Origin of the sequence: Sinorhizobium mexicanum (genome assembly GCF_013488225.1) — a bacterium.
Lineage (GTDB): Bacteria > Pseudomonadota > Alphaproteobacteria > Rhizobiales > Rhizobiaceae > Sinorhizobium > Sinorhizobium mexicanum.
This window is the reverse complement of sequence record NZ_CP041238.1, coordinates 87501-113334: the sequence shown is the minus strand read 5'-3', so window position 1 is coordinate 113334 and position 25834 is coordinate 87501. Positions and strand designations below refer to the sequence as shown.

At 59.8% G+C, this 25834-nt stretch carries 16 protein-coding genes, 1 tRNA gene and 2 rRNA genes (1 of these 19 running past the window's edge); 6 read left to right on the top strand and 13 right to left on the bottom strand.

Annotated elements, in window-relative coordinates; genetic code table 11:
* Positions 1–46: 46 nt before the first annotated feature.
* The gene (locus tag FKV68_RS00470; protein WP_180939613.1) at positions 47–6298 is read right to left on the bottom strand and encodes a PAS domain S-box protein; all 6252 of its coding nucleotides are present in this window, start codon (positions 6296–6298) and stop codon (positions 47–49) included.
* A 964-nt stretch (positions 6299–7262) separates the two neighbouring features.
* On the opposite strand from FKV68_RS00470, the gene FKV68_RS00465 reads away from it, so the two are divergent.
* From FKV68_RS00465 to FKV68_RS00450, 4 genes are read left to right on the top strand one after another with little or no spacing between them, the layout of a single operon-like run.
* Positions 7263–8609: an LLM class flavin-dependent oxidoreductase gene (locus tag FKV68_RS00465; RefSeq protein ID WP_180939612.1), complete on the top strand. Its 1347-nt coding sequence runs from the start codon at positions 7263–7265 to the stop codon at positions 8607–8609.
* Between the two features lie 12 nt (positions 8610–8621).
* Positions 8622–9467, top strand: a complete 846-nt coding sequence (locus FKV68_RS00460; protein ID WP_180939611.1) for an ABC transporter permease — start codon at positions 8622–8624, stop codon at positions 9465–9467.
* On the top strand, positions 9443–10189 hold the full coding sequence (locus FKV68_RS00455; RefSeq protein ID WP_180939610.1) for an ABC transporter ATP-binding protein: 747 nt from the start codon (positions 9443–9445) through the stop codon (positions 10187–10189). Before FKV68_RS00460 ends, FKV68_RS00455 begins: the two co-directional genes overlap by 25 nt.
* A 10-nt stretch (positions 10190–10199) precedes the next feature.
* A complete protein-coding gene (locus tag FKV68_RS00450; RefSeq protein ID WP_180939609.1) occupies positions 10200–11240 on the top strand; it encodes an ABC transporter substrate-binding protein in 1041 nt (346 codons plus the stop codon).
* 362 nt (positions 11241–11602) lie between these two features.
* On the opposite strand, the gene gltS is transcribed toward FKV68_RS00450, so the two are convergent.
* The 3 genes from gltS to FKV68_RS00435 form a co-directional block, all read right to left on the bottom strand.
* Positions 11603–12808 carry a sodium/glutamate symporter gene (gene gltS, locus FKV68_RS00445; RefSeq protein WP_180939608.1) on the bottom strand — a complete coding sequence of 402 codons (1206 nt, stop codon included), beginning with the start codon at positions 12806–12808 and terminating at the stop codon, positions 11603–11605.
* Positions 12809–12975: 167 nt separating this feature from the next.
* Entirely contained in the window at positions 12976–13569 is a 594-nt protein-coding gene (locus FKV68_RS00440) for a helix-turn-helix domain-containing protein (protein ID WP_245181999.1), read from the bottom strand.
* Between the two features lie 197 nt (positions 13570–13766).
* Positions 13767–14045: a hypothetical protein gene (locus tag FKV68_RS00435; RefSeq protein ID WP_180939607.1), complete on the bottom strand. Its 279-nt coding sequence runs from the start codon at positions 14043–14045 to the stop codon at positions 13767–13769.
* Positions 14046–14183: 138 nt separating this feature from the next.
* Between FKV68_RS00435 and FKV68_RS00430 the strand changes: the two genes are divergently transcribed.
* A complete protein-coding gene (locus FKV68_RS00430; RefSeq protein ID WP_180939606.1) occupies positions 14184–15953 on the top strand; it encodes a hypothetical protein in 1770 nt (589 codons plus the stop codon).
* 248 nt (positions 15954–16201) lie between these two features.
* Here the strand turns inward: FKV68_RS00430 and FKV68_RS00425 are convergent, their stop codons facing one another.
* From FKV68_RS00425 to arcD, 6 genes are all read right to left on the bottom strand, one after another.
* Complete coding sequence (locus FKV68_RS00425; RefSeq protein ID WP_180939605.1) at positions 16202–16675, bottom strand: histidine kinase; 474 nt, start codon at positions 16673–16675, stop codon at positions 16202–16204.
* Positions 16676–16807: 132 nt separating this feature from the next.
* On the bottom strand, positions 16808–18301 hold the full coding sequence (locus FKV68_RS00420; RefSeq protein WP_180939604.1) for a Na+/H+ antiporter NhaC family protein: 1494 nt from the start codon (positions 18299–18301) through the stop codon (positions 16808–16810).
* Between the two features lie 29 nt (positions 18302–18330).
* Positions 18331–19269, bottom strand: coding sequence for a carbamate kinase (arcC, locus tag FKV68_RS00415; RefSeq protein WP_180939603.1), 939 nt, complete (start codon positions 19267–19269; stop codon positions 18331–18333).
* A gap of 2 nt (positions 19270–19271) precedes the next feature.
* A complete protein-coding gene (locus FKV68_RS00410; RefSeq protein WP_180939602.1) occupies positions 19272–20276 on the bottom strand; it encodes an ornithine carbamoyltransferase in 1005 nt (334 codons plus the stop codon).
* Positions 20277–20315: 39 nt separating this feature from the next.
* Positions 20316–21545 (bottom strand): arginine deiminase, encoded by a 1230-nt coding sequence (arcA, locus tag FKV68_RS00405; protein WP_180939601.1) that lies wholly within the window; start codon positions 21543–21545, stop codon positions 20316–20318.
* A 46-nt stretch (positions 21546–21591) separates the two neighbouring features.
* Positions 21592–23064: an arginine-ornithine antiporter gene (gene arcD / locus FKV68_RS00400; RefSeq protein WP_180939600.1), complete on the bottom strand. Its 1473-nt coding sequence runs from the start codon at positions 23062–23064 to the stop codon at positions 21592–21594.
* A 441-nt stretch (positions 23065–23505) separates the two neighbouring features.
* Here arcD and FKV68_RS00395 point away from each other — a divergent pair, with 441 nt between their 5' ends.
* On the top strand, positions 23506–23760 hold the full coding sequence (locus FKV68_RS00395; RefSeq protein ID WP_180939599.1) for a hypothetical protein: 255 nt from the start codon (positions 23506–23508) through the stop codon (positions 23758–23760).
* A 438-nt stretch (positions 23761–24198) separates the two neighbouring features.
* Here the strand turns inward: FKV68_RS00395 and FKV68_RS00390 are convergent.
* The 3 genes from FKV68_RS00390 to FKV68_RS00380 form a co-directional block, all read right to left on the bottom strand.
* Positions 24199–24275, bottom strand: a tRNA-Met gene (locus tag FKV68_RS00390).
* Between the two features lie 88 nt (positions 24276–24363).
* Positions 24364–24478 (bottom strand): 5S ribosomal RNA (rrf, locus tag FKV68_RS00385).
* A gap of 356 nt (positions 24479–24834) precedes the next feature.
* Positions 24835–25834, bottom strand: a 23S ribosomal RNA gene (locus tag FKV68_RS00380); it runs 1942 nt beyond the window's last position.

Genomic DNA, 25834 nt, shown 5'->3' with positions numbered 1-25834 from the left:
TATCGAGGGACCCTCGAAGACGAGTGCCGGCCGGTCCGGTTCCGTCTCAGGCCAGCTTTTCGCTATTAACCGGCAGCATGAACTGAAAAACAGCGCCCCGTGGCGCATTTGCCGTCGCCCACAAGCGCCCGCCGTGGGCCTCGATAAGAGTTCGGCTGATCGCCAGTCCCATCCCCAAGCCTTGCGGCTTGGTCGTATAAAACGCATCGAAGAGGAGGTCCATGCGGTTCGGATCGAATCCCGGCCCCGAATCCTGGACCGAGATCACTACGTGCTCCGATTTGTCCGTGGCGGAGCGAACCAACAGTTCGCGCCCATTTTTTTCGACGCTGTTCAAGGCCTCGATAGCATTCATCATCAGGTTCAGAACCACTTGCTGCAATTGGATGCGGTCTGCCAGGATGATCGGCACATCACTCGATAGCTGGGTTTCCAAAGCTACGCCGTTTTGCTGCATCTCGCCGCGCGCCAACGCAATGACCTCGTGTATCGTCTCGTTGACGTCGAGCCAGTCCTTTTGCGGCGGCGCCTTATTGGCCAGGGCGCGTATGCGAGAGATGATTTCGCTGGCACGACGGCCTTCGGCGATCGCCCGCGAGGCGGACCGCCGGGCTTCCTGCAGCCTGTGGGCATCGAGCCAACGCAGGCACGCACCGGCGCTATTGACGACGGCAGCCAGCGGCTGATTGACTTCGTGGGCAATCGAGGCGCTCATCTCTCCCAGAGTTGCCACGCGCGCAACATGAGCCAGTTCGGCCTGCGTCTGGCGCAGCGCTTCTTCCGTGCGCTTGCGCTCCGTCACGTCGCGCAGAATCCCGCTGAAGAACCGCTCATCTCCCGTGCCCACCTCGGCAAACGACACGTCCAGGTCAATCTCTCTTCCGTTCTTGTGCAGCCCGGGCAAGGACACGGCACTCCACGAAGTCCGTTTCTCCCCGGATTCCAGGTAACGGCGGATGGCTTCTTCGTGGCGGCGGCGCAGACGCTGGGGCATGAGCGCGGTAATCTTCTTGCCGACTATTTCCGCTGGGGTATAGCCAAAGGCCTTCTCCACCGCCCCGTTGATGAACAGAATTTTGCTCGTCTGGTCTATCGCCAGTATTACGTCGGTGGCGGTCTCGGCGAGCGTGCGGTAACGCTCCTCGCTCTGCCCCAACGCTTGCTCCTGCTGTTTGCGCTGGGTGATGTCTCTGATGTAGGTGCGAAAGTGAACGGGCGCGCCGCTGACGTCCAATACAACCGAGGTATTCAGATAGACCCATACGGTGGCGCCGTCCTTTCGGATGTAACGCTTCTCCAGATCAAACGATTTGAACTCGCCGCGAACGAGCCGCGAGCATTGCGCCCACTCAGCTTCCACGTCATCCGGATGGGTGAACTCGTGAAACCGGCGTCCCAGCAGTTCTTTCTCTGTGTAACCCAGCAGCTTGCACAGAGTTGGCGGCACTTTAAGCCAGCGACCCTCCAGATCCGTGTGTGTCGCCATCACCAGGGAGAATTGCTCCGTACGCGCCAAATTTTCCTGGCTCTCGCGCAATGCATTTTCGGCGAGCTTGCGTTCGGTCAAGTCGAGCACGAACGCAACGCCCTCATATCCACCTTCCTCAAACAGCGCGCCGCCGATCAGCAGAGGTACGCGGCTGCCGTCCTTCCGGAAGAATTCCTTCTCGAACGGCTGGAACTTCCCGACCGCCCGTAGCTCTGCCACGGCATGGTCGTCTCGATCGCGCCATTCCGCCGGCGTCAGATCCCTCCAGCGCACACGGCCCGACATAAGATCTTCGCGGCTGTGTCCCACCATGCGGAGAAATGCTTCATTGGCCTCGGTAATTCCGCCATCGAGGTTCCAAATGCAGACCCCCATGACGTTGGCGTCGACAAGGCGCCGGATCTTCGCTTCCCGTTGCTGGAGATCGCCGTAAAGACGGGTATTCTCGAGCGAGATCGCTGCCTGCAAGGCCACAAGTTTCAGCACGGCGATCCGGGTCGGAGTGAACACGTGGGGTATCAGGTTATTTTCAAGGTAGAGCACGCCGACGAGCTTGGCCCGGTTGATCAAGGGCAGGCAGAGAATGGAACGCGCATGATGCTGAAGAATGTACGCATCGGCCGAAAACGGGTTCGCGGCTGAGGCATCGTCCAAAATTACGCTCTCCTGGGTGCGCACCACATAATGGACGACCGACTCCGGCAGAGTGGTCGCGGCCGCGCTCGCTTCTCGGGTCCCCACGACAATCGTGTTGCCCCTGGTGGTGGCCTCTGCCGCAATGCGCAGCTCATCACCCCGCGGGAGAATCAAGAGACCCCGTTCAGCACCGGCGTGCTCGATCGAAGTCCGCATAAGCTTGTCGATCAGCTTCTCGAGGACGGTCTCGCCCCACACAGCTTGCGAGACTTTGACGACGGTTGCGAGATCCAGTTGCTCGACCGGCGTGCTGATCGTCGACGTGGCGCTCGGGCGCACCGGCTCCCCGCGCAGATGCGGATGGAGCTGATCGAGCTGGCGTACCTTGGCGTCCGCACCCCAGCGGAGGTAGCAATAGCGCGCGTTGCGCAGATAGGTATTGGCGATCGTCTCGAAGTCGCGTGTCGCGTAAAACCGCGAGGCAAGCTCGTGAGCGATGCCCTCGTTCTGGAGAAACTTGTTTTCGCGTGCCGATCGAATAGCCTCTTCATACAGGCGCATCGCGTCCAGATCTCGCCCTTCCAGCCGGGCAATTTCGGCGCCGACCAACGCTGCGCGGTTTGCAAAATTTGCGGGGCAATTCTCCGCCCACACCGCGAGTTGCCTATGGTGGCCAAGGAGCAAGTCGAAATGCTGCGTCCGCTCCTCGCTCATCGCGGAGTCGCAGGCAGTCGCCCGTGTGAGCGCGCCGTAGAAATGATAATCCGCGGCCTCCAGGAATGACCGCGTCGACCAAAGCAAGGGAGCAGCGTTCGCTACAGCCTCCATGGCCCTTGAATAATCCTCAGCCAGCACACACGCCTGCAGCTTGTGAATCCAATAGGTGCAGGTGCAAAGTGCCAGAGGCGGGTCTTCCTTTATGTGTCGCTCGTAGGAATCGTCACCGTATCCTGTATTGTCTGGAGAATCGAAATCCAACGAGGGCCCGCGAATAGCTCGGACCAACATGATCTGGCAGGTGAACCAATCGACGGCGAAACCAAATCGCGCCTTGCGAGCATATGCGAGACCCTGCTCTGCCTCACGTTCCACCTCGCCGAGATGTTCTCCCGAGACGACAAGATTCGTGATCAGGTTCTTGAAGCCAAAAACCGCATAGGTCAGATCACCGCTGGCGTTCGCCATGTCGAAGCCGCGCCTTATCAGCGCGCGGCTGGCTCCAAGGTCTCTCATCCACGGGACGGCGAATGCTCCGAAGGAGGCGTAGACCCGCGCCTCGAAAAGATCCAAGCCGCGATTCTGCACGAGATCGCAGGCAAGCTGGCCGAAGCGAAAAGCCGTCTGGTAATCGCCGAAACGAAATCCCAAGACCCGGTTGATGTGAGAATAGGCGTAGCACGAGGCATCACAGTTGCCATGCTCCAGGCTGAGCGTTGTCATGCGAAGGACGACGAGGTCGTAGAGGTTGCTGTTGGTGAGCAGCGTTGGCGCGAACAGACCCGAGAGAACGTCCATCGTTGCGCGCCAGCCGAGATCGCTCATCAACGGCAGATCGATCAGCTGTTCAATCGATCGGCCGTCGAGGAGCCGCCACATGCGCTCGAGTTCTTGACGGACGACGTCTTCCGATGGTTGCGGCGACCATTCGATACCGACATTGCGGAGATATTCCAAGCCGACCTCGATGGCGCGATCGGGGCGGTCGAGGGTCAGGTAAAGCGCCTGGCGCAAGTGCGTGACCGCGGCTCTATCGACCACGGTTGCTGCACGCTCCACCAGGGCTGAGAGGCGTTCCTCTGCAGGGGCGAGTTCGCCGGTCAGGAATTGACATTCGGCCAGGTGAAGTTCCAGATCGAACACCAGGCGATACTGCTCTTCCCAACAGTCATCGTCCAACAAAGCGCGACCGGCGGCGAAATAGGTCAGTGCCGATGCATAAGCCGTTGAAGTCCTCGCGCGCTTGCCTGCGCGTAGATTGAGGCCTGCGACCCGCAGTCGTTCTTCCTGTGATTGAATCAAGGCGGCGCCGCGATCGAGTTGATTGACGATCTCGAAGATCTTTGCGTCGATCTCGGCAGGGGTCGTCCGCGCGGCAAGTATCCTGCCGATTTGCAGGTGCACGGCTACCCGCTCATCCCTGGGGATCAGGGCATAGGCAGCTTCGTGAACGCGGTCATGGAGGAAGACATAACCGCCCCCATGACGGGAGATAAGTCCCGTGCGCACGACCTCCCAGAGAGCCACGTGTATTTCGTCTTCAGACACTCCGAAAACCATACTCAATGTGGCGGTCTGCCCGCTATTTCCCAGGCAGGCGAGTTTTCCCAGGAAGTCCCGCGTTTTGCCCGGCAGACGCTTCAGCTTCGTGGCCATGAAATCGACCACGTTCTCGGTGAACCCCTTCGCCCGAACGCGTGCCATGTCCCAGGTCCAAACCCCTGTACCATGGTCAAATGCGAGCAGCGCCTCCTCGGCAAGCACCGTCAAGAACTGGATCGTGAAGAACGGATTCCCCCCGGTCTTTTCGTGCACCAGCTGCACGAGCGGCTGCGCGCCTATCGGGTCGCAGTGGAGCGCATCGCCGATGAGATGACCCACATCGCCAAGCTTGAGAGGCTCGAGCACGATCTCCCGCACCCTCCCTCGGGCATGGCGGATCGCTCCAAGTGTCCGTACCAGCGCGTGCGTCGGGCCAATCTCGTTGTCCCTGTATGCGCCGACCAAAAGAAGGTGGCGCACCTCTGGATGGGTACTGAGATGTTCGATCAAGTCGAGCGTCGCCCTATCCAGCCATTGCAGGTCGTCGAGGAACAAGGCGAGCGGATGTTCCGCCCGAGCGAACACACCGAGGAATCGACGGAAGACTTGTTGGAATCGCGCTTGCGCTTCCTGCGGCGGCAGGTCGGCAACCGGCGGCTGTTCGCCGACGATGAGCGAAAGCTCCGGAATGAGGTCAACGATGAGCGAGCCGTTCGCTCCCAGCGCCTCGAGCAACGTGGTGCGCCAGCGAGCAAGCTCGGCATCGCTCTTGCTGAGCAACTGGCGCACGAGACTCTGCAACGCCTGCGCTAAGGTCGCGTATGGGATATCGCGCTTGTATTGATCGAACTTCCCGGACGCAAAGAGACCGCGTGGCGGAACCAGTACTTTGTGGAGTTCATTGACGACCGAGGACTTGCCGATACCGGAATAGCCGGAGACGAGCACGAGTTCAGTCCTGCCCTGGCTGACGACGCGATCGAATGCAGCGAGAAGAGCGTCGATCTCGGCCTCTCGTCCATACAACTTTTCGGAAATCAACAGCCGATCGGACACGTCTCGCGAACCCAACGGAAACGGGTCGACGCAGTGGTGGGTTTCCCATGTCTTCAGGCAATGTTCGAGATCGTATGCGACGCCGGCGGCGGTCTGGTAACGGTCCTCGGCGGTCTTGGCGAGGAGCTTCATCACGATCGCAGCCACCGGAGGCGGAATGCCGTTCGCGCGTTCCTCGGGCGGCATCGGCTGGCGGGCGATGTGGCAATGGATCAACTCCATCGGATCCGAAGCTATGAACGGAAGCGCCCCGGTAAGCATCTCGTACAGCGTGACACCGAGCGAGTAGAGATCGCTGCGTGCATCGATGGATCGGTTCATGCGGCCAGTCTGCTCGGGCGCCATGTAAGCAAGCGTTCCCGCGATGATCTCGGGCGGTTCGGGCGCCCGACGTTCACGCGGAACGCGAGAAGCAATGCCGAAACCCAGCAGCCGCAACTCGTGGCGGTCGATGTTGACCAGGACGTTGGATGGCTTGACGTCTTTGTGAACCAGCCCGCGGCTATGGAGACGACCAAGCGCGACAGCCAAACCGATTGCGACGCGCAGGAATGGCGTCAGATCCCAAGGCTTCCCAACCATTCGGGCGAGCACTTCGCCACCCGGGTCCTCCGCCAGAAGCGCAGACCTTCCAGGCCGGCGTTCCAGCGCCACGGGTCGCGCCGCCCAGGCAGAGTCCAACTCGTCCCGAAGCGCATAGGCGTGATCGAGCCGTGCAACGGTCTCCACCGTCGGCTGTGTCGACGCAGGCGTGCACACCAAGAGCGAAGAGTCTTCTTCGTCTGATACACGCCGGGACAGGACAAATTCCTCATCTTCCCAAAGCGTCTCGACGACGTATGCCGGCAGCTCTGTCACAATCTAGAACTCCAACAGCCGCGAATGACGATCATACGCTGCCCCTCTTTTTTCTGGCAGCCTGCAGCGCGGATGGGACGTTACGCCTCGACCGTCTTCTGGGATAGCCCCAAGCTGCCGCCGTGTTTCCGACAACCGAGCGGCCGGCTTGATCGGATGAACGGGTTCGCCCGCATGCCGGGCGCAGGACGTCATTCGCCCGATTTTGAAGCGGCGCATTCTCAGGTCCGGCGTGCCCCGCGACAGCAGGCGCAAATTCCGCATCATCACAATGGCCGCCGACGGCCGGCGCACCTCGCGTATGATCGAGCGCACCACCTCACCACGCACGCACAGGCCTGCTGCATGCGCGTGCCACCGCGCTTCAGTTTGCGCAGAGTCCAGAAGAGCGTCGATCCTTAAAACCACGGTACCCTGATGCCACATAGCCTGCGTGACGAGCCTTCGGAAGGTCATTCGCGAAAGCGCACAACCCCCAGCAGCCATTCGCTTCTTACGAGTCTCTGCCTCCCCTGCAGCGCCCGCGCCTCTGATTAGACGCGCAAAGGACGCTGTAGCAGTCTGAATTGCTGGATGTTTTTATCCTTAGATCGACGACGATCTAAGGGAACATGCAGCAGAGTATTTGGTTGCACCGCCAAATTCGATCACCTTGTGGGATTAATCGATCTATCCGCGCGTATAGGGTGCCCTGACCGCGGATTCCTAACCTCAGGCTGGCTGAATACAATTTCTGCTTCGCGCCAGGACCGAGCCGCCCGGTCGGGCGCCAAAGCGGCGGCTACAGAAAGGATGCCGAAGGAGGTCCCGTGCTTCCGACAATGGCTGCCCTCCACACGGACGGGCGGTCGGTTCCCACATATCCGATAGTAAGATTTGCTACGCGTCGGCGCGATTCACGAAAAATCTACCTCGCGTAATACACTAAATCTATCGACTATTGGAGCATTAGAAGGAGGCCAGCATGTCCCAGACCCGTCAGCTTCATCTCAATGCTTTTCTCAGGAACGTCGGCCAGCACGAGGCCGCCTGGAGACTTCCGGAAACAAGGGTGGCGTCGGTAACCGACATCGACCATTATCGGAACCTCGCTGCAATCGCCGAGCGCGGAAAGCTCGACGCCATCTTCTTTGCGGATCATCCCGTCCTCAAGGATCGCGCACAGGATCGCCCGTGGGACGCTTTGGATCCCTTTACCCTTATCGCGGCGCTCTCCGGTGTCACCAGCAACATCGGTCTCGTCGCGACGGCCTCGACCACCTACAACGATCCCTACGGTCTCGCCCGGCGGTTCGCCACGCTTGACCATGTCAGCAAGGGACGCGCCGCTTGGAACGTGGTTACGACCGCCAACGCCGCTGCGGCCGCGAACTTCAGTCTTGGGCACCACCCGAATCCGGACGCCCGCTACGAACGCGCCGCGGAGTTTCTCGAGGTCGCCAACGCCCTCTGGGATAGCTGGGACGACGATGCCATTGTCGGCGACAAGGAAGGCGGAACGTTCGTTCACCCCGAAGGCATCCATCGCCTGGATCACCATGGAAAACACTTCGAGGTCGCTGGTCCTCTGGAGGTTCCCCGCTCGCCTCAGGGTCGCCCGGTTGTCTTCCAGGCCGGCTCGTCGGAGCCTGGCAAGGAACTCGCCGCGAGGTTCGCGGAGGCGATCTTCACCGCGCAGCCCGCTATCGGCGATGCGCAGGCGTTCTATGCCGACGTCAAGGCTAGAGTGCAGCGGTATGGCCGCGATCCGGAAAAGGTCCTGATCCTGCCCGGCCTCTCGTTCTTCATCGGCGGAACCGAAGAGGAGGCGCATCGCCTCCAGAATACCTTCGAAGACCTCACCCTCCCTACGTACGGCCTCGCGCAACTCAAGCGCGTCACGGGCATCGATTATTCCGATCATGCGCTCGATGATGTCGTTCGCGTACCCGCCCGCGGCGAGGTCGCGAGTGATCTGAAAAGTCGGCATGACCTGGTCCACCGTTTGACCTCCACCGAGACGATTACGCTACGACAACTCCTGCGTCGCCTCAGCGCAGGACGTGGCCATCGCATAGCTGCCGGTACCCCGGATCAGATCGCCGACACCATCGTCGAATGGTTCGAGAATGCTGCTGCTGACGGCTTCAATCTCATTCCGCCCGCCCTGCCGACCTCGCTTGAGACCTTCGTCGATCATGTCGTCCCGATTCTCCAACACCGTGGCGTGTTCCGGACGGATTACGAGGGCACCACGCTCCGCGAACATCTCGGCCTCGAACGCCCAAATATCACTCGTGCTTCACGCGCCTACGTCGACGCAGCGGAATGATCGGAGTGACCGATGACCCTTGTGTCCTATTCGAATCCGCCGGTACGGCCGGCGAATAAGCCCGCCAATGATGCGCCCAGTGGCGTCAGGCTGCTGCCAAAGCATTCGATACCTGGTCAGCGGATCCTCGGGCCGGCCCTCGTCCTGTTGCTCTGGTACGTGGCCACGGCGCTGCAGTGGGTATCTCCGGCGAAGGTGCCTGGTCCCTGGGCCGTAACAGACGCCTTCGTTGAACTGGCCTCAAACGGCGTGCTGGCCGGCGACATGCTGATGTCCCTCCAGCGCGCGGCGATTGGCCTGTCGATCGGCGTGTCGCTTGGGTTCATCTTCGCGGTCATCGCCGGTCTGAGCAGAACTGGCGACTCCCTGATCGACGGCAACATCCAGGTGAAGCGGGCCATTCCCAATCTTGCACTCATTCCCCTCTTCATCATCTGGCTCGGCATCGGTGAAACCATGAAGGTGATGGTGATCGCCCTTGGCGTCATGGTTCCCATCTACATCAACACCCACGCCGCGCTTCGAAGTATCGACCGCCGCTACGTGGAGCTTGGACAGACCGTATCGCTGACGAAGAAACGGTTCATCCGCGAGATCGTCATTCCCGCCTCGTTACCTGGATTCTTTACGGGCCTGAGGCTCGGGGTGACCGGAGCGTGGACGGCGCTCGTGGTCGTGGAAACCATCAATGCGACGAGCGGCATCGGCTACATGATCAGCCAGGCACGCACATACGGACAGACGGAAGTCGTCCTGCTTGGCCTGATTGTCTACGGGGTTCTGGGATTCTCCTCAGACGCTGCGGTCCGGTCCGTCGAAAGGAGGGTGCTGTCATGGCGTCAGTCGCTCGAGCAGTAATCAACGCCACAGCCCCCATCGTGAGGGTTGAGCGCCTGATCCGCCGCTTCGACGGCACCACAATACTGCACGGAGTGGACTTGCAGATCGTTCGCGGCGAGTTCGTGGCTCTTCTCGGCAAAAGCGGCTCGGGCAAGAGTACCATCCTGCGGGCGCTCGCCGGCATTGACGAGGGTGTCGATGGCTCCGGCCGCATCACGGTTCCTCCGCGCCGCTCCGTACTTTTCCAGGATTCGCGTCTGCTGCCTTGGAAAAGCGTGCTCGACAACGTCACTCTTGGCCTCGATGGTCCGGGCGCCAAGGCACAGGCGCTGAAGGCCCTAGGGGAAGTCGAACTCAAGCACCGAACCGATGTGTGGCCGAAAACGCTTTCCGGTGGAGAGCAGCAGCGTGTCGCCCTCGCGCGATCACTTGTCCGGAACCCCGAACTCATTCTCGCCGATGAACCGTTCAGCGCACTCGATGCTTTGACCCGGATCCGCATGCAGCGTCTGTTGCTCGACCTCTGCAGGCGGCATCAGCCTTCGGTTCTGTTTGTAACTCATGACGTAGAGGAGGCACTGAGACTGGCGGACCGAATAGTGATCATCACGAACGGCGTCGTTTCCTACGATGGGAACGTCATGGACGCCAGGGATTCTCCTGGCTGTTTCGATCATCTGCGAAACGAGATCCTCGAGCATCTCGGCGTCAACCAGAACCCAACAAATGAACGGCATTGAGAGGCAAACAATGCGCAAGCAATCGACCGCACTGAAGACGGGTATCGCCGCGTTTTTTTCCACGGTTCTAGCCACTTCGTCCTTGGCCGACGATCCCTCGCTCCCGACGCGCGTACCGCCCGGCGTCAAGATTGTACTGGCGGACGATGCCAACAACGCCGCGAGCCTCCTGAGGCTTTCCGGCGAGTATGACAAGCTCGCGGCGGATGTTAGCTTTGCCAACTTCACCAGCGGGCCGCTGAGGCTCGAGGCCATCAGGGCGGGTGCGGCGCAGGTCGGCGCTGTCGGCGATGTGCCGCCAATCCTCGCGCACTTCTCTGGAGCCGACGTCGTCATCGTCGGCGTCGTTGTGACGGAAGGGCCGACGACGATCATCGCGACTGCTCCGGATTCGGGCATCAAGGAACTCAAGGACCTGAAGGGCAAGAAGGTCGGGATCAACCCTGGAACGGCTCAGCAGGCGATCGTCTTCAGGAACCTCCGGGCGACGGGTCTGACGCCGGAGGACATCGTTCCGATCAATCTCGGGCTCGCGGAATTCGCGGATGCTCTTCGCGCCGGCCAGATCGATGCGGCGGTCCTCAAGCAGCCGGACCGTGCCCGTTACCTCAAGTCCGTCCCAGGAACAGGCGCAACCGAGATCGCCAGCGCCGGAGACGGCAACAAGAATCTCAAGATCCTCTACGCAAGCAAGACTGCGCTCGCCGACCCGTCCCAGGCTGCGGCGATCCGGGATCTCGTGGTGCACTGGTACCGCGCCCATCTCTGGAAGAACGACAATGCCGAAACGTGGGCCAAGCAGTACCTGATCAAGGATCAGCGGCTGAGCGAAGAGGATGCAAAATCAGTCATCGATGCCGAGACTGGTAAAACCTACATTCCGGGCTGGAAGACTGAGATCATCCCGCGGCAGCAGGACACGATCAATCTCCTGCAGGCGGCGGGTAACTTCAAGGGTAAGGAGTTGAAAGCCGAGGATGAGTTCGATCATCGGTTCGATGGTCTGAACAATGAGAGCAAGTCGGCCGCTGAACTTCATCCTGACGGCTAAGGCTGCCGGACCATCAGACTTCTCGCATCGGTCTAGTGTGGAACCCCTTGCTTGAACTCGATACGCGTCCATGAGCAGTGTCACGGGACAGCGGCGATTGCTCTAGCCAGACGGGGCTCTCCGTCTCAGTCCATTCGATCTCGCTTATCAGGCGCACTTTGCCGAGGGAAATGGCGGCAATTCAGCAGGATCGCTGCGGCGACGCGGGATCACATTTTGTCAAGGCAGCCCAGGCAAGCCCGGGCCTGAGTTCGCTGCAATTCGCGGGCGCCGCCGCGCTTGCCCTGGCTGGCCACATGGAGCACGCACGACACATGGCTGATGCCGGCCTGAAACTCGAACCGGATTTCAGACGCCGCCCGTTACCTGACCATAAATGTGATGATTCCGGCGTTGGCTATATCGATGAAGAATGCCGATACCAGTGGCAGGATGATGAAGGCGATCGGCGCGGCACCATGGGTCTTCGTCACTGCGGCCATATTGGCAATCGCGGTCGGGGTCGCACCGAGTGCGATGCCGGTGAAGCCCGCGGAAATCACCGCTGCGTTGTAGCTGCGCCCCATCGCCGGGAAAACGACGAACAGGATGTAGGCGACCGCGATGACGGTCTGCAGACCCAGCACGACGACGATCGACAGTCCAAGGCCCTGCAGCGCCCAGAGTTGCAGGCTCATGAGCGACATCACGAGAAAGATGTTCAGCGAAAGATCGGATATCAGCGAAAGTGGTCGGGTCCTTGTTGGCCAGGGCAGTCGCGGCGCGACTGCCGGGACCGTGTTGGTCAACAGGATGGCAAAGAACATGCAAACGACGAAAAGCGGGAGCCTGATGCCTAGCTCGACGACCAGCTCATGCAACAGGAAGCCGCCGATGACAGCAATATTCATCACAAGCAACGTTTGCAGCACTGACTGGTAGCTCACCTCGTCTGCGTAGCGATCGGACTGCTCGTTGGAAACCCCGACGGTCAATTCCTCATCCATTTTCCCCTGAAGGGCGTTCCGCGAGATGAGGCGACGCGCAATCGGTCCGCCCAGAATGCTCGCGATCACGAGCCCCAGCGTCGCGCTGGCGATGCCGACTTCCATGGCATTCGTCAGGCCGAAGCGGGTGGAAATCGTCGGCGCCCAGGCAATGGCCGTGCCGTGACCGCCGACAAGCGAGGCCGGTCCGAGCAGGATCGAGAAGCCGGCAGGCAGATCGAGCACTGCTGCGCAGCCCACAGCTACGACGCTCTGAATGATGAGAAAGGCGAGTGTCAGTGCCAGGAGCACGAGAAATGGCCGTCCACCGGCAATCAGATCGGACAGCCGCGCGTTCAAGCCCACGCCGGTGAAAAAATACAATAGCAGCAGATCGCGCGCGCCGAGTGTAAAGCGTATTTCCGTGCCAAGGAATGCGTACGCGATCAACGTCAGAAATGCCGAAATCAGACCTCCGGTCACCGCCTCCGGAATGTTCCAGCGCGAAAGAGCCGCGACCGACCTGTTGAGCCGGCTGCCGACGAAGAAAACCAGGATCGATAAGGTAAACGTCAGGAACCCGGGAACCTGCAATGCCGACATATTCTTTCCCCGTGTGGTCGCGCGTCCCGCCCGTCACCTGTGCTCTGCCCTACAAGGAGGGGCCGGGATCCCCGGCCGTCAGTTTGCGCTCACGCGCAACGCCGAATTTTGAAGGAACGGTTCAGTGCCGGGAAACTTTCGGCTCGCCATTCGCTATTGGACAATCACTAAAGGCACAGACCCTGAAGTGCGCGATATTGCATAATCTCGATGCCGCGGGGGCCGTGCAATTTTATAATACCTTTGTTTTTCAGCTTTGTAAGCGAACGCGACACGGTTTCGATCGTCAGCCCGAGGTAGTCGGCAACATCGACCCGAGGCATGAAAAGCTCAAACCTCTGCGAGTTGCCCGCACGTTCCGACATCTCAAGGAGAAAGGCAGCGACCCGCTCGACTGCGCTTTGGCGGCAGATAACCAGTTGATGCTCCTGCGCGGACGAGAAATTTTCCAGTACCGCCGGCAGCAGGCCTTGCCAGATATGAGGATCCTTTTGGAGGTTGATGCTCCTTATGCCGGTGACACCTATCGCTTCCGCCGTAGAGCGGTGCCGGTCCCCATTTTGCAGGCCGAACCAGTTTCCTCCAAAATGGAATGCAAGGATTTGCCGCCGCCCGTTCGCAAGCACCCGATAGACGCGGACAGCCCCGAATTCGACCCGGTAGGCCTGGCCGACCCTTTCGCCGGAAGAATAGATGCTTTGTCCGTCGACAAAACTGCTCGTCGGCTTCGACTCGACCTCTCCCCCGGAAAGCAACTCCATGAGAGGGGCGCTTATGCCCGTTCCCGGAGCCAATATTGACGTAAGCATTGCTCGACTCCCATGACTGCGTCCCCCTTTGCCCCTGCTTCGACGACCATCGTGCCCGTCGAATCGTTGTGTTCCGCCAGTGCTGACCAAAGAACCAGAGCACCAGCGTTGACCTTTGCTATCCAGACGAAGCAGCCAACGCTTCCGAGTTAGGTAAGGCCTTTTGCCGGCCCGAGTGCCCGCTCAATCTCTGCCGCGAGACTCTCGACCAGCCCCCTGAACTCAGTGCGCCGCTCGTCGCGAACATGGAAAGGAAGCTGATCGGCATTGGCAAGCGCGGTCTCAGCGGCGGCGAAGTCCTCGCACATCCCTCTGAAGCTCTCGTCGCGCATAGACAACTCCTTGATCTGCAAGGAGCGCGTCGGAAATCGACGCAACGCGGCCGCCAATCCGTGTCCTTCATTAGACCCTCCCGATTGCGCATTCATTTCGCTCCTCCCCCTCCGGGCCGGAAATGAAAATACGACGCCAGTATATTGCGTTCTGCGCGGGCCGGGACGTATGATACGGGAGTTTACGGGTTCCGCTGGACACAAGCGTACGTTGTAGTGTTGATGGGGGCGGACATGACGATCGCTGGCCAGGAGAGCGTTCGGGTCGAGCCGATTGCTTTACCCTCCGACGAGGAAATCCTTGCGCAGCTCGATCGAATTCGGCTCAGCCCCGAGTTCGATGCCCCCGGTCGCGCCCGCAAATTCCTGACCTATGTTATCGAGCAGGTGATTGCAGGCCATTCGGACCGCATCAAGGCCTATTCGATAGCAACCGAAGTGTTCGGTCGGGACTCGTCGTTTGACGCTCAAGCGGATCCGGTTGTGCGGATCGAAGCGGGCCGTATTCGGCGCGCCCTCGAACGTTATTATCTCGTTGCCGGCCGCAACGACCCGATTGTCATCAGCATTCCCAAAGGCGGCTACGTGCCGATCTTCGAGAGGCATACCGACACCCAGGTCGACGTAGGCCCCGGTCACTCAGCGTTTGAAAGAGCGGACTCGTCCATTCAACGCCCTTGGCATCGGTGGATTTGGCTTGGCGTCGGCGGGGCCGCTCTTGCCCTCGGCGGGCTGGCGACAAGCGTGCTCGTTCGCCCCGCTTCGGACGAGGACCTCGCGACGTCCAGCGGCATTCGGCCAAACATTCCAAGGCTGGTTGTGATGCCGTTCGAGGATCTCTCCGGAACGCAGCAGTCGGCGATGATCACGCGAGGCCTAGCCGACGAGGTCGTCAGCAATATCGCCAAGTTCAAGGAGATCGTCGTCGCCACGGGTGAGACGGCGGCGCAGCCAAGCGCCGTAGGCGATGGCCCGACCTACGCCCTGGAAGGCCGGGTCCGGCTCGATGGCGACAAGCTTCGACTTGGCATACGGCTGGTCCAGCGGTCCGACGGATCCGTGGTATGGGCGAACAACTACGACGAAAACCTGCAGGCCCACAAGATCATTGAACTGCAGGAGAACGCCGCTGCCGCCGTGGCGACCGCCGTCGCACAACCATACGGCGTCATCTTCCAGGCGAACGCCGCACACTTCACAAGCGCGGTTCCGGATGATTGGGAAGCATATGCGTGTACTCTGGCCTACTACGGCTATCGCAGCGACTTGAACCCCCAGACACATGCTTCCGTTCAAGAGTGCCTTCTGGATGCGACAAGACAGTTTCCCAATTACGCGACGGCCTGGGCACTCCTGTCGATAACATATATTGACGAGCTTCGTTTCCGATATCGTCTCGGTCGGTCGTCATCCATACCGTTGGAGCACGCGATCGAGGCAGCGACGCGCGCCGTCGAACTGGACCCCGAGAATGCCCGCGCCTTGCAGGCGGAAATGCTCGCCTTGTTCTTCCGCGGGGAGGTTGATGCCGCCTTGGCGGTGGGCGCGCGCGCTTTTGCCATCAATCCCAATGACACGGAACTCTCCGGCGAATATGGTTTCCGCCTCGCCCTCTCCGGTGAATGGCGTCGGGGCTGCGATCTCGTGGCAAGAACCGTCGCACACAATCCGGGGCCCGTTGTTGGATATTTCGAGGCCGCCCTGGCGGTCTGCTCCTATTTCAAGCGGGACTACGTCGCCGCCGAGCGATGGGCCTCCCTGGCCGACCTTCGCGCCAATCCGAGTTATCACATCATCCTGCTCGCCACCCTTGGAAAGCTCCGCAAAATGGAAGAGGCTCGAGTGGAGCGGGAATGGCTGGAAACAAACCTCCCGGACTTCTTCGACAACATCCGAAGAGAAGTCGCACTGCGGATCCGTCGCCCCGAGGATCAGCGGCAGCTCTTCGAAGGGCTGCGCGAGGCTGGCGTTCCCATCCCGGAAGTTGAGCCTAGAATGAATTAGAACATTTGCCGTCAGGTGGAATCACCGGACGTCGCATGAATGCGGCAAAAACAAACAGATCGAGCGATGGCGCGAACGTACGTGAGCGCTCCCCGCTCTACAGTGCCGTGCGTCCTTTCAGACGCACAAAGGTCTCAGTAGCACTTGGATTACCGCATGTTTTTGTCCTTGAATCGGTTGCGATTCAAGGAACATGCAGTAGACCGGCATTCCACTTCCTCAGACGACACGCCGGAACACCCCGCGCGTCAGGCCTTGTCGGGCGACCAGTCCAGGAAGAAGCCGACATCACCCGGCATGCCGCCGGGGAAATTGATGATCATCGCCTTCAGCTTGTAGCCCTGCGGCTTGCCGAATTCCTGGTAGCGCTCGTAGAACTCCTTGGCCTTTCCCTGCAGCGTTTGCGGCCAGTCGCGATCGGCGCTGTTGATCGCCCGGCCGCTGTCGGTGCAGAGCGAGGATGGGAAGCTGTAGACCATCGCCTCGAACTTGCCTTCCTTGACCGCATTGGCGACGAGGCGGCGGACAACGGCGATTTCCTGCTCCGTGACATGCTTCTCGAGGAAATCGGCGGCGAAGTCGGCAAGCTTCTGTTCCTGCAGCGAGCGGAGCTTGCGCTCCTTCTCCATTTCCGCCATCTCCCGCTCCAGCATTTGCATGCGAAGCTGCTCGGCACTCATCGGTGCACTCGTATCGGCATGCAAGTCTTTCTGTTCTGGCATCGTGTTGCTCCACTTCAGGTCAAGAGGACGAGGGCGGCCGCGTTCTGGGCACGCATTGGAAGTTCTGTGCATCGATCTCCGCGATCATATCTGGTTCTGCAGATGCCTGAGCCTTGCTGAAAACTTCAAAAATCAAACAGGTGCCGGGCTCGTGACCCTCGCATCAGGCGCCTTCGTTCGCACCATCCGCCAGCCCAGAAGTCCGAAAGCGATTGCAAGCAGGGGATTCAAAATGTTGAAGAAACAGAAACCGGCGTAGGCAGCGGTCGGGATTCCAAGGGTTGCAGCCATATAGGCGCCACAACTATTCCAGGGCACAAGCGGCGACGTAACGGTGGCCGAGTCCCCAACGACCCGCGACAGCATCACAGGCGCCAGGCCTCGATCCGCGAAAGAGGCGCCGAACAACTTGCCCGGCAGGGCGATGGATATGTATTGATCCGAAGTGATGACGTTGGAGACGACGGACGTTCCGACAACGGTCGCGATCAAACCCGCCACGGATTTCGTCCGGGCTACGAGCGGGTCGATGAGCCGCTTCAGCATCCCCGCATGCTCCACGACCGCGCCGAACGCTAGGGCGGTGATGATGAGCCAGACAGTGTTCATCATGCTCGCCATGCCACCCCGGGAAAGGATGACGTCGATCGACTTTTCCCCCGTCGAGGAAATGAAGCCGTTGGCGAGCGCTGCCCATGTTCCCCTTAGTAATGCCAAACCAGAGGGTAGGTCTGGCGCGCTGGCGAAAGCCACGACAGTCCCCGGATCATGCAGGACCGCCACGACGGCGCCGGCGATGGCACCTGCGAAAATCGTCACAAAAGGAGGGAACCTCCCGATCGAGAGCAAGAAGACGAGCACGAGAGGCAGGAACGCCCAGAGCGAAACCGCGACCTTGTTATCGATCATCGCCAGCGCGCGGGTGGGATCAAAGTCGCCCGCCTGTCCAAGCAAGGCGAAAACGATCGATGAGAGAAGCAGCGCTGGCACAGAGGTCCAGAGCGACTCACGGATGTGGCTGTAGATGTCAGAGCCTGCGGTCGCCGTAGCGAGATTCACAGTATCCGAGAGCGGCGAGGCTTTATCGCCAAAATATGCTCCGGAAATGATCGCGCCAGCCGTAATCGCCGGCGATAGCCCCATGTTGGCCGCGACGCCCATCAAGCCGATGCCGAGCGTTCCGGCCACCGTCCAGGAACTGCCAATGCTGAAGGCGACCACGGCACACACGAGACAAGTGGTTGCGTAGAAATAGGTGGGACTGAGCAGCTTCAGGCCGTAGTAAATCATCGAGATGATGGTGCCGCTCATCGCCCAGGTTCCGATGAGCGCACCAACGGCCAGCAGGATCAGGATTGCCGGGAGAGCCGCAGCGATCCCATCCACAACGGCCTGGCGGATGCCGTTCCAATGCATTCCATTCTTGTAGGCTATCCCAGCGGCGACGATCCCGCAGAAAAGCAATGCGATCTGGTTGGGGCCGGACGAGGCATCATTGCCAAACAGGACGTAGGAAAGCGACAGAAGCGCAATAAGCGTCAGGCAGGGAACGAGTGCATCGACCAGCGACGGTGGATGGGAACCAGTCTTCGGATCGACACCTTCCTCACGATCGATTTGTGACATGTCATTGCTTCCAAACCGAGCGGGCTACGCTAACCATGCCATGTCATTTTCGCGAATGAAGAATCGATGATCGTGCCCCGCTCCGCCCGCACGATCGCGGCGATGTCCGCCAATGCCCCAATCGCCGCGGAATGCCCCGTCACCTTGGCGAAATGACAGGCCGCCTCGACCTTTGGTCCCATGGAACCTGCGGGAAATGAGTAAGCACTCAGATCTTCGGGGGGCGTCTTGAAGATGGCCTTTTGATCGGCGGTTCCCCAACCGGTGTAGACGGCTTCGGCGTCCGTGGCCATTATGAACAAGTCGGCTTCAAGTTCGCGCGCCAATAGTTCGGAACAAAGGTCCTTGTCGATCACAGCCTCCACCCCCCCGAGCTTCCGTTCCGCGCCTCGCTCATACATCGTCGGAATACCGCCGCCGCCGGCGCAGATCACGACAGTCTTCTTGTCCAGCAGCCAACGGATCGGACGGATCTCAAAAATCCGTTTCGGGACTGGCGAGGGAACGACGCGGCGCCACTTGTTACCATCCTCCTTGAACGTCCACCCTTTCTCCTGATGGATCTTGGCCGCCTCGTCCGCTTCGTAGACCGGCCCGACGAACTTGGTTGGGTTCTGAAATCCGGGATCGGTACCATCGACCTCGACCATGGTAAGCAATGTCGCGAGTGGCACTTCGAATGGCAGAAGGTTTCCGAGCTCCTGCTCCAGCATGTAACCGATCATGCCCTCCGTCTCCGCGCCGAGCACATCGAGCGGATAGGCCTCATCTGGCTTGTAGGCTGCTCCCTGGAGCGCAAGCAGCCCGACCTGCGGGCCGTTGCCGTGCGTGATCACGACCTCATGTTCGGCGACAAGCGGTGCTATGGCTTCCGCGGCGATTTTGATGTTATGACGTTGTACGTCCGCGGTCATGGCCTCCCCACGCTTGAGGAGAGCATTGCCGCCCAACGCGATCACGACACGCATGTTCAGTCCCCCAGCGTCGCGACAAGCAGGGCCTTGATCGTGTGCAAGCGATTTTCCGCCTGCTCGAAGGCGACGTTCGCCTCGGATTCGAATACGTCGTCGGTCACTTCGAGGCCGTTGGTCATCCCGTAGTCGTTGGCGATCTGCTTCCCGACGGCTGTCTCGGTGTCGTGGAATGCAGGCAGGCAGTGCATGAACCTGACTTGCGCATTTCCGCTCGCCTTCATCAGATCCGCATTGACCTGATAGGGTGTGAGCAACTGGATTCGTTCTTTCCAAACCTCTTTCGGCTCTCCCATCGAGACCCAGACGTCGGTGTGAATGAAGTCCACTCCCTCGACCGCTGCCCTTGGATCGTCGGTGATCGTCAGGCGCGCTCCGGATCGCTCTTTGAGTTGCTCGGCGATGCTCCGATATTCTTCTGAGGGCCAGAGTGACTTCGGGCCGCAGATCCGCACATCCATGCCCAGCAGGCAACCGACGATCAACAATGAATGCCCCATGTTCGACCGCGTATCGCCCACATAGGCATATTTGATGTCGCTGATCGGCTTGTCCGCATGCTCGCGCATCGTCATCACGTCGGCGATCATCTGCGTGGGATGATACTCGTCGGTAAGGCCGTTATAGACCGGCACGCCGGCATATTTCGCCAGCGTCTCGACACCATGTTGCGATGAGCCGCGATACTCGATGGCGTCGTACATGCGGCCGAGAACCCGAGCCGTGTCCTTGAACGATTCCTTGTGCCCGATCTGGGACCCCGCGGGATCCAGGTACGTGACATTGGCGCCCTGATCGGAGCAGGCGACTTCGAAAGCACAGCGGGTGCGCGTCGATGTCTTTTCGAAGATCAGGCAGATTTCCTTACCTTCCAGATGCTTCTGTTCCGTACGCGCATATTTGGCCCGCTTCAGATCGCGGGCGAGATCAAGGAGGTAGCGAAACTCGCGTGGTGTGTAGTCCTGCACCGTAAGAAGCGAGCGATTGCGGAGATTGAAACTCATGATGCTGCTCCAATTGCAAAAGTCAGGATGGACAAGTCTTCAATAGGCGGGCTCTCTCCAGATCGGGCACGTCATGCAATGGCCGCCGCCGCGACCCCGCCCCAGTTCGGCGCCACGAATCGTGATGACCTCGATGCCCGCCTTTCTCAGAAGCGTGTTCGTGTGGGTGTTGCGGTCGTAGGCGACAACCACCCCAGGTTCGAGCGCGACGACATTGTTGCCATCGTCCCATTGTTCGCGCTCCGCCTCGTAGGCATTGCCGCCGGTGGCGACAGTTCTGAGCTTCTTGATGCCCAGCGCCTCGCTGACGACTTCCAGCATCGGGCGTTCTTCGACCCGCACCTCGAAATTGCCTTCGTCATCAACAGGATGCAGGCTGTAGCAGCGGATCTGCTCGACGACGTCGGCGAAAAGCGTCACGACGTCACGGTCGCAGAAGCTGAAGACCGTATCGAGATGCATCGCGGCCCGGCTCTTCGGCATGAGGCAACCGATGACCCGTGTCGCCGCCTTGTTCCTGAAAAGCGCCTTAGCCACCTGGCCTACGGCCTGATAGGTGGTCCGTTCCCCCATTCCAACGAGGACGGCGCCGTTGCCAATCGGCATGACGTCGCCGCCCTCCATCGTTGAATTGGCGAACTGCTCATCCGAGTCGCCCCACCAGATGTTGAAATCGCCGCCCTTGAAGATCGGATGGAACTTGTAGACTGCCCGCTGCACCAGCGTTTCGGCGCGGCGCGCCGGCCAGAACATCGGGTTGCACGTCACGCCGTTGTAAATCCAGCAGGACGGATCGCGCTGGAAGAGCGTGTTGGGGATGGGCGGAATGACAAATTCAAGGCCCCCGAAGGCGCCCACCATCAGCTTCTTGCCCCGGCCCTCGGGAAGGTCGGCAATCGAAATTCCGCCGATGATGTAAGCGGCCAGTTGTCTGGAGTCCATCTCATCAAGCCACGGTCGCATGGCTTCGGCAATCTGGGAGCCGATTACATTTGGCGTGATTCGGCGATCGAGCACGAATTTGCGGGCATCCAGGTCTGCGAGCGTCTCGGCCAAGAGATCATGCAGCTCGAGGACCTCGACTCCCCTCTCCTGCATCTTCAGGACAAAATCGTAATGGTCCTTTTGGGCCTCATGAACCCAGATGACGTCATCGAACAGCAGGTCGTGGCAATTCGCCGGGGTTAGCCGCTGATGCGCCAAGGATGGCCGGCACACCATCACCGTCCTGAGCTTGCCGACTTCCGAATGAACACCAAAGTTGCGCATGCGCTCCTCCTTTAAACCCGCAGCCCTTGCACTTGACCGGCCGCGGTCAGAGCGGGCTGATCTTTCCCGTCCACAGCAGATATGCGGCGACGATCGCGAGCACGACGACCAGCCCGGCAAGCCAGGATTCAAATCCGGCAAACACCTGTTCACCTCGCTCCTTCCTGGCCTTCGCATAGACAAGCAGGCCAGGGGCGAACAGGATCGAGCACATCAGGAGGTAGCTGAGCCCGGCAGCATAAACCAACCAGATGCCGTAAAGCGTAGCCAATGCCCCTACTGCGATGTCCCTGGTCCGACCACGTGCACCCTGCTGATAGGTGTCTCCGCTCAAAGCCAGCTTGAAGGCGTAGGCTCCGGAGAAGACGTAAGGGGGCAGGATGGCGACCGAGGCGATGAAATAGAAGAACTGGTAGGCGCTCTTGGAAAAGAAGCTCAGGACCAGGAAAACTTGAATCAGAATATTGGTCGCCCAAAGCGAGTTAACCGGCGATCCGTTTTCATTGTCGGCGGCAAACCACCTCGGAAACGTTCCGTCGCGCCCGCAGGTGTAGGGAATTTCCGAGCAGAGCAAGGTCCATGACAGGAATGCGCCGCCGACCGAGACGATCAGCCCGGCATTGATCAGAGCAGCACCCCATTGACCGACGAGCGGCTGCAGCACGCCAGCCATCGACGGCACCTTGAGTCCGGCCAGCTCCGGCTGGCTCAAAATCCCTGTCGAAAGCATCGAGACGAGGACATAGATTCCGAGCGCTCCCAGAAAACCGATCACGGTCGCCCGACCGACATCGGAGCGCCGGGCTGCGCGCGCCGAGTAAACGCTCGCCCCTTCGATACCGATGAAGACCCAGAGGGTGACAAGCATAGTGCTCTTGACCTGCGACATGATGCTGCCGAGTTCGGGGGCGTCGAGAGCACCCCCGCGGCCCCAGAAGTTCACCGTAAACCTGTCCCAATTGAACGCGACGATCGCAAGCAAGACGAAAAGGAAGAGCGGTGCGAGCTTGGCGATCGTAGTGACGATGTTGACGAAGGCGGCCTGCTTGACACCCTTCAGCACCAACCAATGAATGGCCCAAAGGCAGAACGAGGCTCCTATGATTGAAACGAGGTTGTTTCCATCGCCGAACACCGGAATGAAGAAGGACAGCCCAGAAAAGATGGCGACGGCATAGGCGACATTTCCCAGAAACGCGCTAAGCCAATAGCCCCAGGCACTGATGAAACCCATGAAAGGGCCAAAACCCGCCTTGGCATAGGCGTAGGGACCAGCATTGAGATCCGGTTTGCGGATTGCCAACGTCTGGTAGACAAATGCCAGCATCAGCATGCCGAAGCCGGTAACGACCCAGCCGATCAATATTGCTCCGGGCGAAGCGGCGCGAGACATGTCTGACGGCAGGTTGAAAACCCCGCCGCCGATCATCGACCCCACGACGAGTGCGGTGAGAGGCAGGAGAGTGAGTTTGTCGGAATGCACCTCGGTATTGAAGGTGCCCTCATGCGCGATCGTCATGTCCCCCTCCAAATCGCATGCGGTTTTCGCATCCGCGCGTTTCAGCTTCTCGGGCACAGTGCTGCCAGCGGAGGATGATGCGTCTTCCACCGGACGCGCTCGCTCCACACCAGCGACTTTAGAAATCCGCTCATGGCATGTCATTGATTTCAGACAAATCTCATCCCTCTCGCTGGTTTTTCCTGGAACGTCGGCTCGCTTGACGCGCATGGGGCGAGCCCAGGCCCCACGACGCTCGCGGCAGACCGTCCGAAGACCACCAGAAAAGGCGCGTTCCGGGCGCTCCCATGAAACCCGGTCCATGAGACGTCCTTGAAACGGACGACAGGGACGCCACCGAGCTCCACGCCGTATCGTGCCGGTCCTGCTTTTGATCGCAATCAACGACGCCAACAAGTGATGGGCGTAAGGTCCAGGACAGATGTAAAGCGGGAGAGTCCGATGAATCGCAAAAACAGAATTCTATTCGCGGCTATTTGTTCTTTCGTTACCGTTGGCCCGGGTTCCGTTTCCTTAGCCGAGCAAACCTCCGGAGATCACTACCCCGGCATCGACATAAACCAGCGCGTCATCAACGGGCAGCGCGAACCGCTCAACAAGTATCTCCTCAAACGCAGAGGCGCTGTGCAGACCCCCGATACGGGCGCGACGGGCACGATCAACCAGCCGCAACCGCCACGTAAGCCGGTGCAGTAGATCGACCACGAAGCGATCCGGCATGGTGAGGAGTCACCTCTCCGCGCACCATGCTTGAGCAAGAGGCCTTGCAGCCTTTTTTGGACGAAGAATTGGCTTGGGCGGATCTTTGCGCTCTGCCGCGCGGCAGTGACCGCGCTAGCGCATCGGCCCGAAAATCGGAATCGGTTTTCGGAAAGCACGATGCGTGGATTCAAAGACTTACAGCGTCCTTTGTGCGTCCTGATGGACGCACGGCGCTGTAGCCGGCCACCCTGGAGTGCCCCGGGCCTGATCGCCAGCATTCTCGCCCCAGATCGACGTGCTGGGGCTACATGGAGCGTCGCTTCATCGCCGAGGCGCACACGGATTTCGTGGAGAAGCTGGAGACCGGCGAACTCGACTGGCTTAAGCAAAAAAAAGCCCCGGTGTCTTTCGACGTCGGGGGCTTTTATGATCTGGTTGCGGGGGCAGGATTTGAACCTGCGGCCTTCAGGTTATGAGCCTGACGAGCTACCGGGCTGCTCCACCCCGCGTTATCTGCGTTTTGGTTCGGTGTTGTTTTGGCCGTTTGTCGGCGTTTGTGCGAGAAGACGTTTTGATTGTTTTGCTTGCGTTTTGCAGACCTGGCAGCGACCTACTCTCCCGCGTCTTAAGACGAAGTACCATCGGCGCTGGGGCGTTTCACGGCCGTGTTCGGAATGGGAACGGGTGCAGCCACCCCGCCAGAACCACCAGGTCGGCAAAGCGCAAGCTTGAGCCTTGCGATGCGGGCTCAATCTTGCTCTTTGCTGGCGCGGCTAAGCTTATCCTTCTCGCTGGTCGCTCGAAGGGCAGCCGCGCTGGCCATACGGCTCCCTCTGGTTAAGGAGGCTGTGTGGCCTGGAGCAAGTTTCACATGCATGGCATGGCAAACTTTAATCGAGAAGCTGGTGAAGCGATTGCTTCGTTTTGAACACGTCTTTGCGTCTTATCCGGACAATTCCAGCAGCCGGCAGAGCCGAGCCGCCGGGCGTCCGGCGCGCCGTCCGCAGCGCCTTTGGCGCGTGAGGACAGAAGAATGATGCTCATCTTCGATGAGCATAAGCAATGGGAACGATCAAGCCGATCGAACGATTAGTACCGGTAAGCTTCATGCGTTGCCGCACTTCCACACCCGGCCTATCAACGTGGTCGTCTTCCACGGTTCTCAAGGGAATACTCGTTTTCAGGTGGGTTTCCCGCTTAGATGCCTTCAGCGGTTATCCCTTCCATATATAGCTACCCTGCTATGCCCTTGGCAGGACAACAGGTCCACCAGAGATATGTCCATCCCGGTCCTCTCGTACTAGGGACAGATCCTGTCAATATTCCTACACCCACGGCAGATAGGGACCGAACTGTCTCACGACGTTCTGAACCCAGCTCACGTACCGCTTTAATTGGCGAACAGCCAAACCCTTGGGACCTGCTCCAGCCCCAGGATGCGATGAGCCGACATCGAGGTGCCAAACAACCCCGTCGATATGGACTCTTGGGGGTCATCAGCCTGTTATCCCCGGCGTACCTTTTATCCGTTGAGCGATGGCCCTTCCACGCGGGACCACCGGATCACTATGACCGACTTTCGTCTCTGCTCGACTTGTCAGTCTCGCAGTCAGGCGGGCTTATGCCATTGCACTCGACGAGCGATTTCCGACCGCTCTGAGCCCACCATCGCGCGCCTCCGTTACTCTTTCGGAGGCGACCGCCCCAGTCAAACTACCCACCATACACTGTCCCGGATCCGGATGACGGACCGCGGTTAGACATCCATGACGATAAGGGTGGTATTTCAAGGATGGCTCCACAGGAACTGGCGTCCCTGCTTCAAAGCCTACCACCTATCCTACACATGCCGACACGAATGCCAGTGTAAAGCTATAGTAAAGGTGCACGGGGTCTTTCCGTCTGACCGCAGGAACCCCGCATCTTCACGGGGAATTCAATTTCACTGAGTCTGCGTTGGAGACAGCGGGGAAGTCGTTACGCCATTCGTGCAGGTCGGAACTTACCCGACAAGGAATTTCGCTACCTTAGGACCGTTATAGTTACGGCCGCCGTTTACTGGGGCTTC

Bases quoted from the DNA above. Each gene is read 5' to 3' on its own strand.
- FKV68_RS00465 (WP_180939612.1), top strand. From the start codon at position 7,263: ATGTCCCAGACCCGTCAGCTTCATCTCAATGCTTTTCTCAGGAACGTC.
- FKV68_RS00460 (WP_180939611.1), top strand. From the start codon at position 8,622: ATGACCCTTGTGTCCTATTCGAATCCGCCGGTACGGCCGGCGAATAAG.
- FKV68_RS00455 (WP_180939610.1), top strand. From the start codon at position 9,443: ATGGCGTCAGTCGCTCGAGCAGTAATCAACGCCACAGCCCCCATCGTG.
- FKV68_RS00450 (WP_180939609.1), top strand. From the start codon at position 10,200: ATGCGCAAGCAATCGACCGCACTGAAGACGGGTATCGCCGCGTTTTTT.
- gltS (WP_180939608.1), bottom strand. From the start codon at position 12,808: ATGTCGGCATTGCAGGTTCCCGGGTTCCTGACGTTTACCTTATCGATC.
- FKV68_RS00440 (WP_245181999.1), bottom strand. From the start codon at position 13,569: ATGGAGTTGCTTTCCGGGGGAGAGGTCGAGTCGAAGCCGACGAGCAGT.
- FKV68_RS00435 (WP_180939607.1), bottom strand. From the start codon at position 14,045: ATGAATGCGCAATCGGGAGGGTCTAATGAAGGACACGGATTGGCGGCC.
- FKV68_RS00430 (WP_180939606.1), top strand. From the start codon at position 14,184: ATGACGATCGCTGGCCAGGAGAGCGTTCGGGTCGAGCCGATTGCTTTA.
- FKV68_RS00425 (WP_180939605.1), bottom strand. From the start codon at position 16,675: ATGCCAGAACAGAAAGACTTGCATGCCGATACGAGTGCACCGATGAGT.
- FKV68_RS00420 (WP_180939604.1), bottom strand. From the start codon at position 18,301: ATGTCACAAATCGATCGTGAGGAAGGTGTCGATCCGAAGACTGGTTCC.
- arcC (WP_180939603.1), bottom strand. From the start codon at position 19,269: ATGCGTGTCGTGATCGCGTTGGGCGGCAATGCTCTCCTCAAGCGTGGG.
- FKV68_RS00410 (WP_180939602.1), bottom strand. From the start codon at position 20,276: ATGAGTTTCAATCTCCGCAATCGCTCGCTTCTTACGGTGCAGGACTAC.
- arcA (WP_180939601.1), bottom strand. From the start codon at position 21,545: ATGCGCAACTTTGGTGTTCATTCGGAAGTCGGCAAGCTCAGGACGGTG.
- arcD (WP_180939600.1), bottom strand. From the start codon at position 23,064: ATGACGATCGCGCATGAGGGCACCTTCAATACCGAGGTGCATTCCGAC.
- FKV68_RS00395 (WP_180939599.1), top strand. From the start codon at position 23,506: ATGAATCGCAAAAACAGAATTCTATTCGCGGCTATTTGTTCTTTCGTT.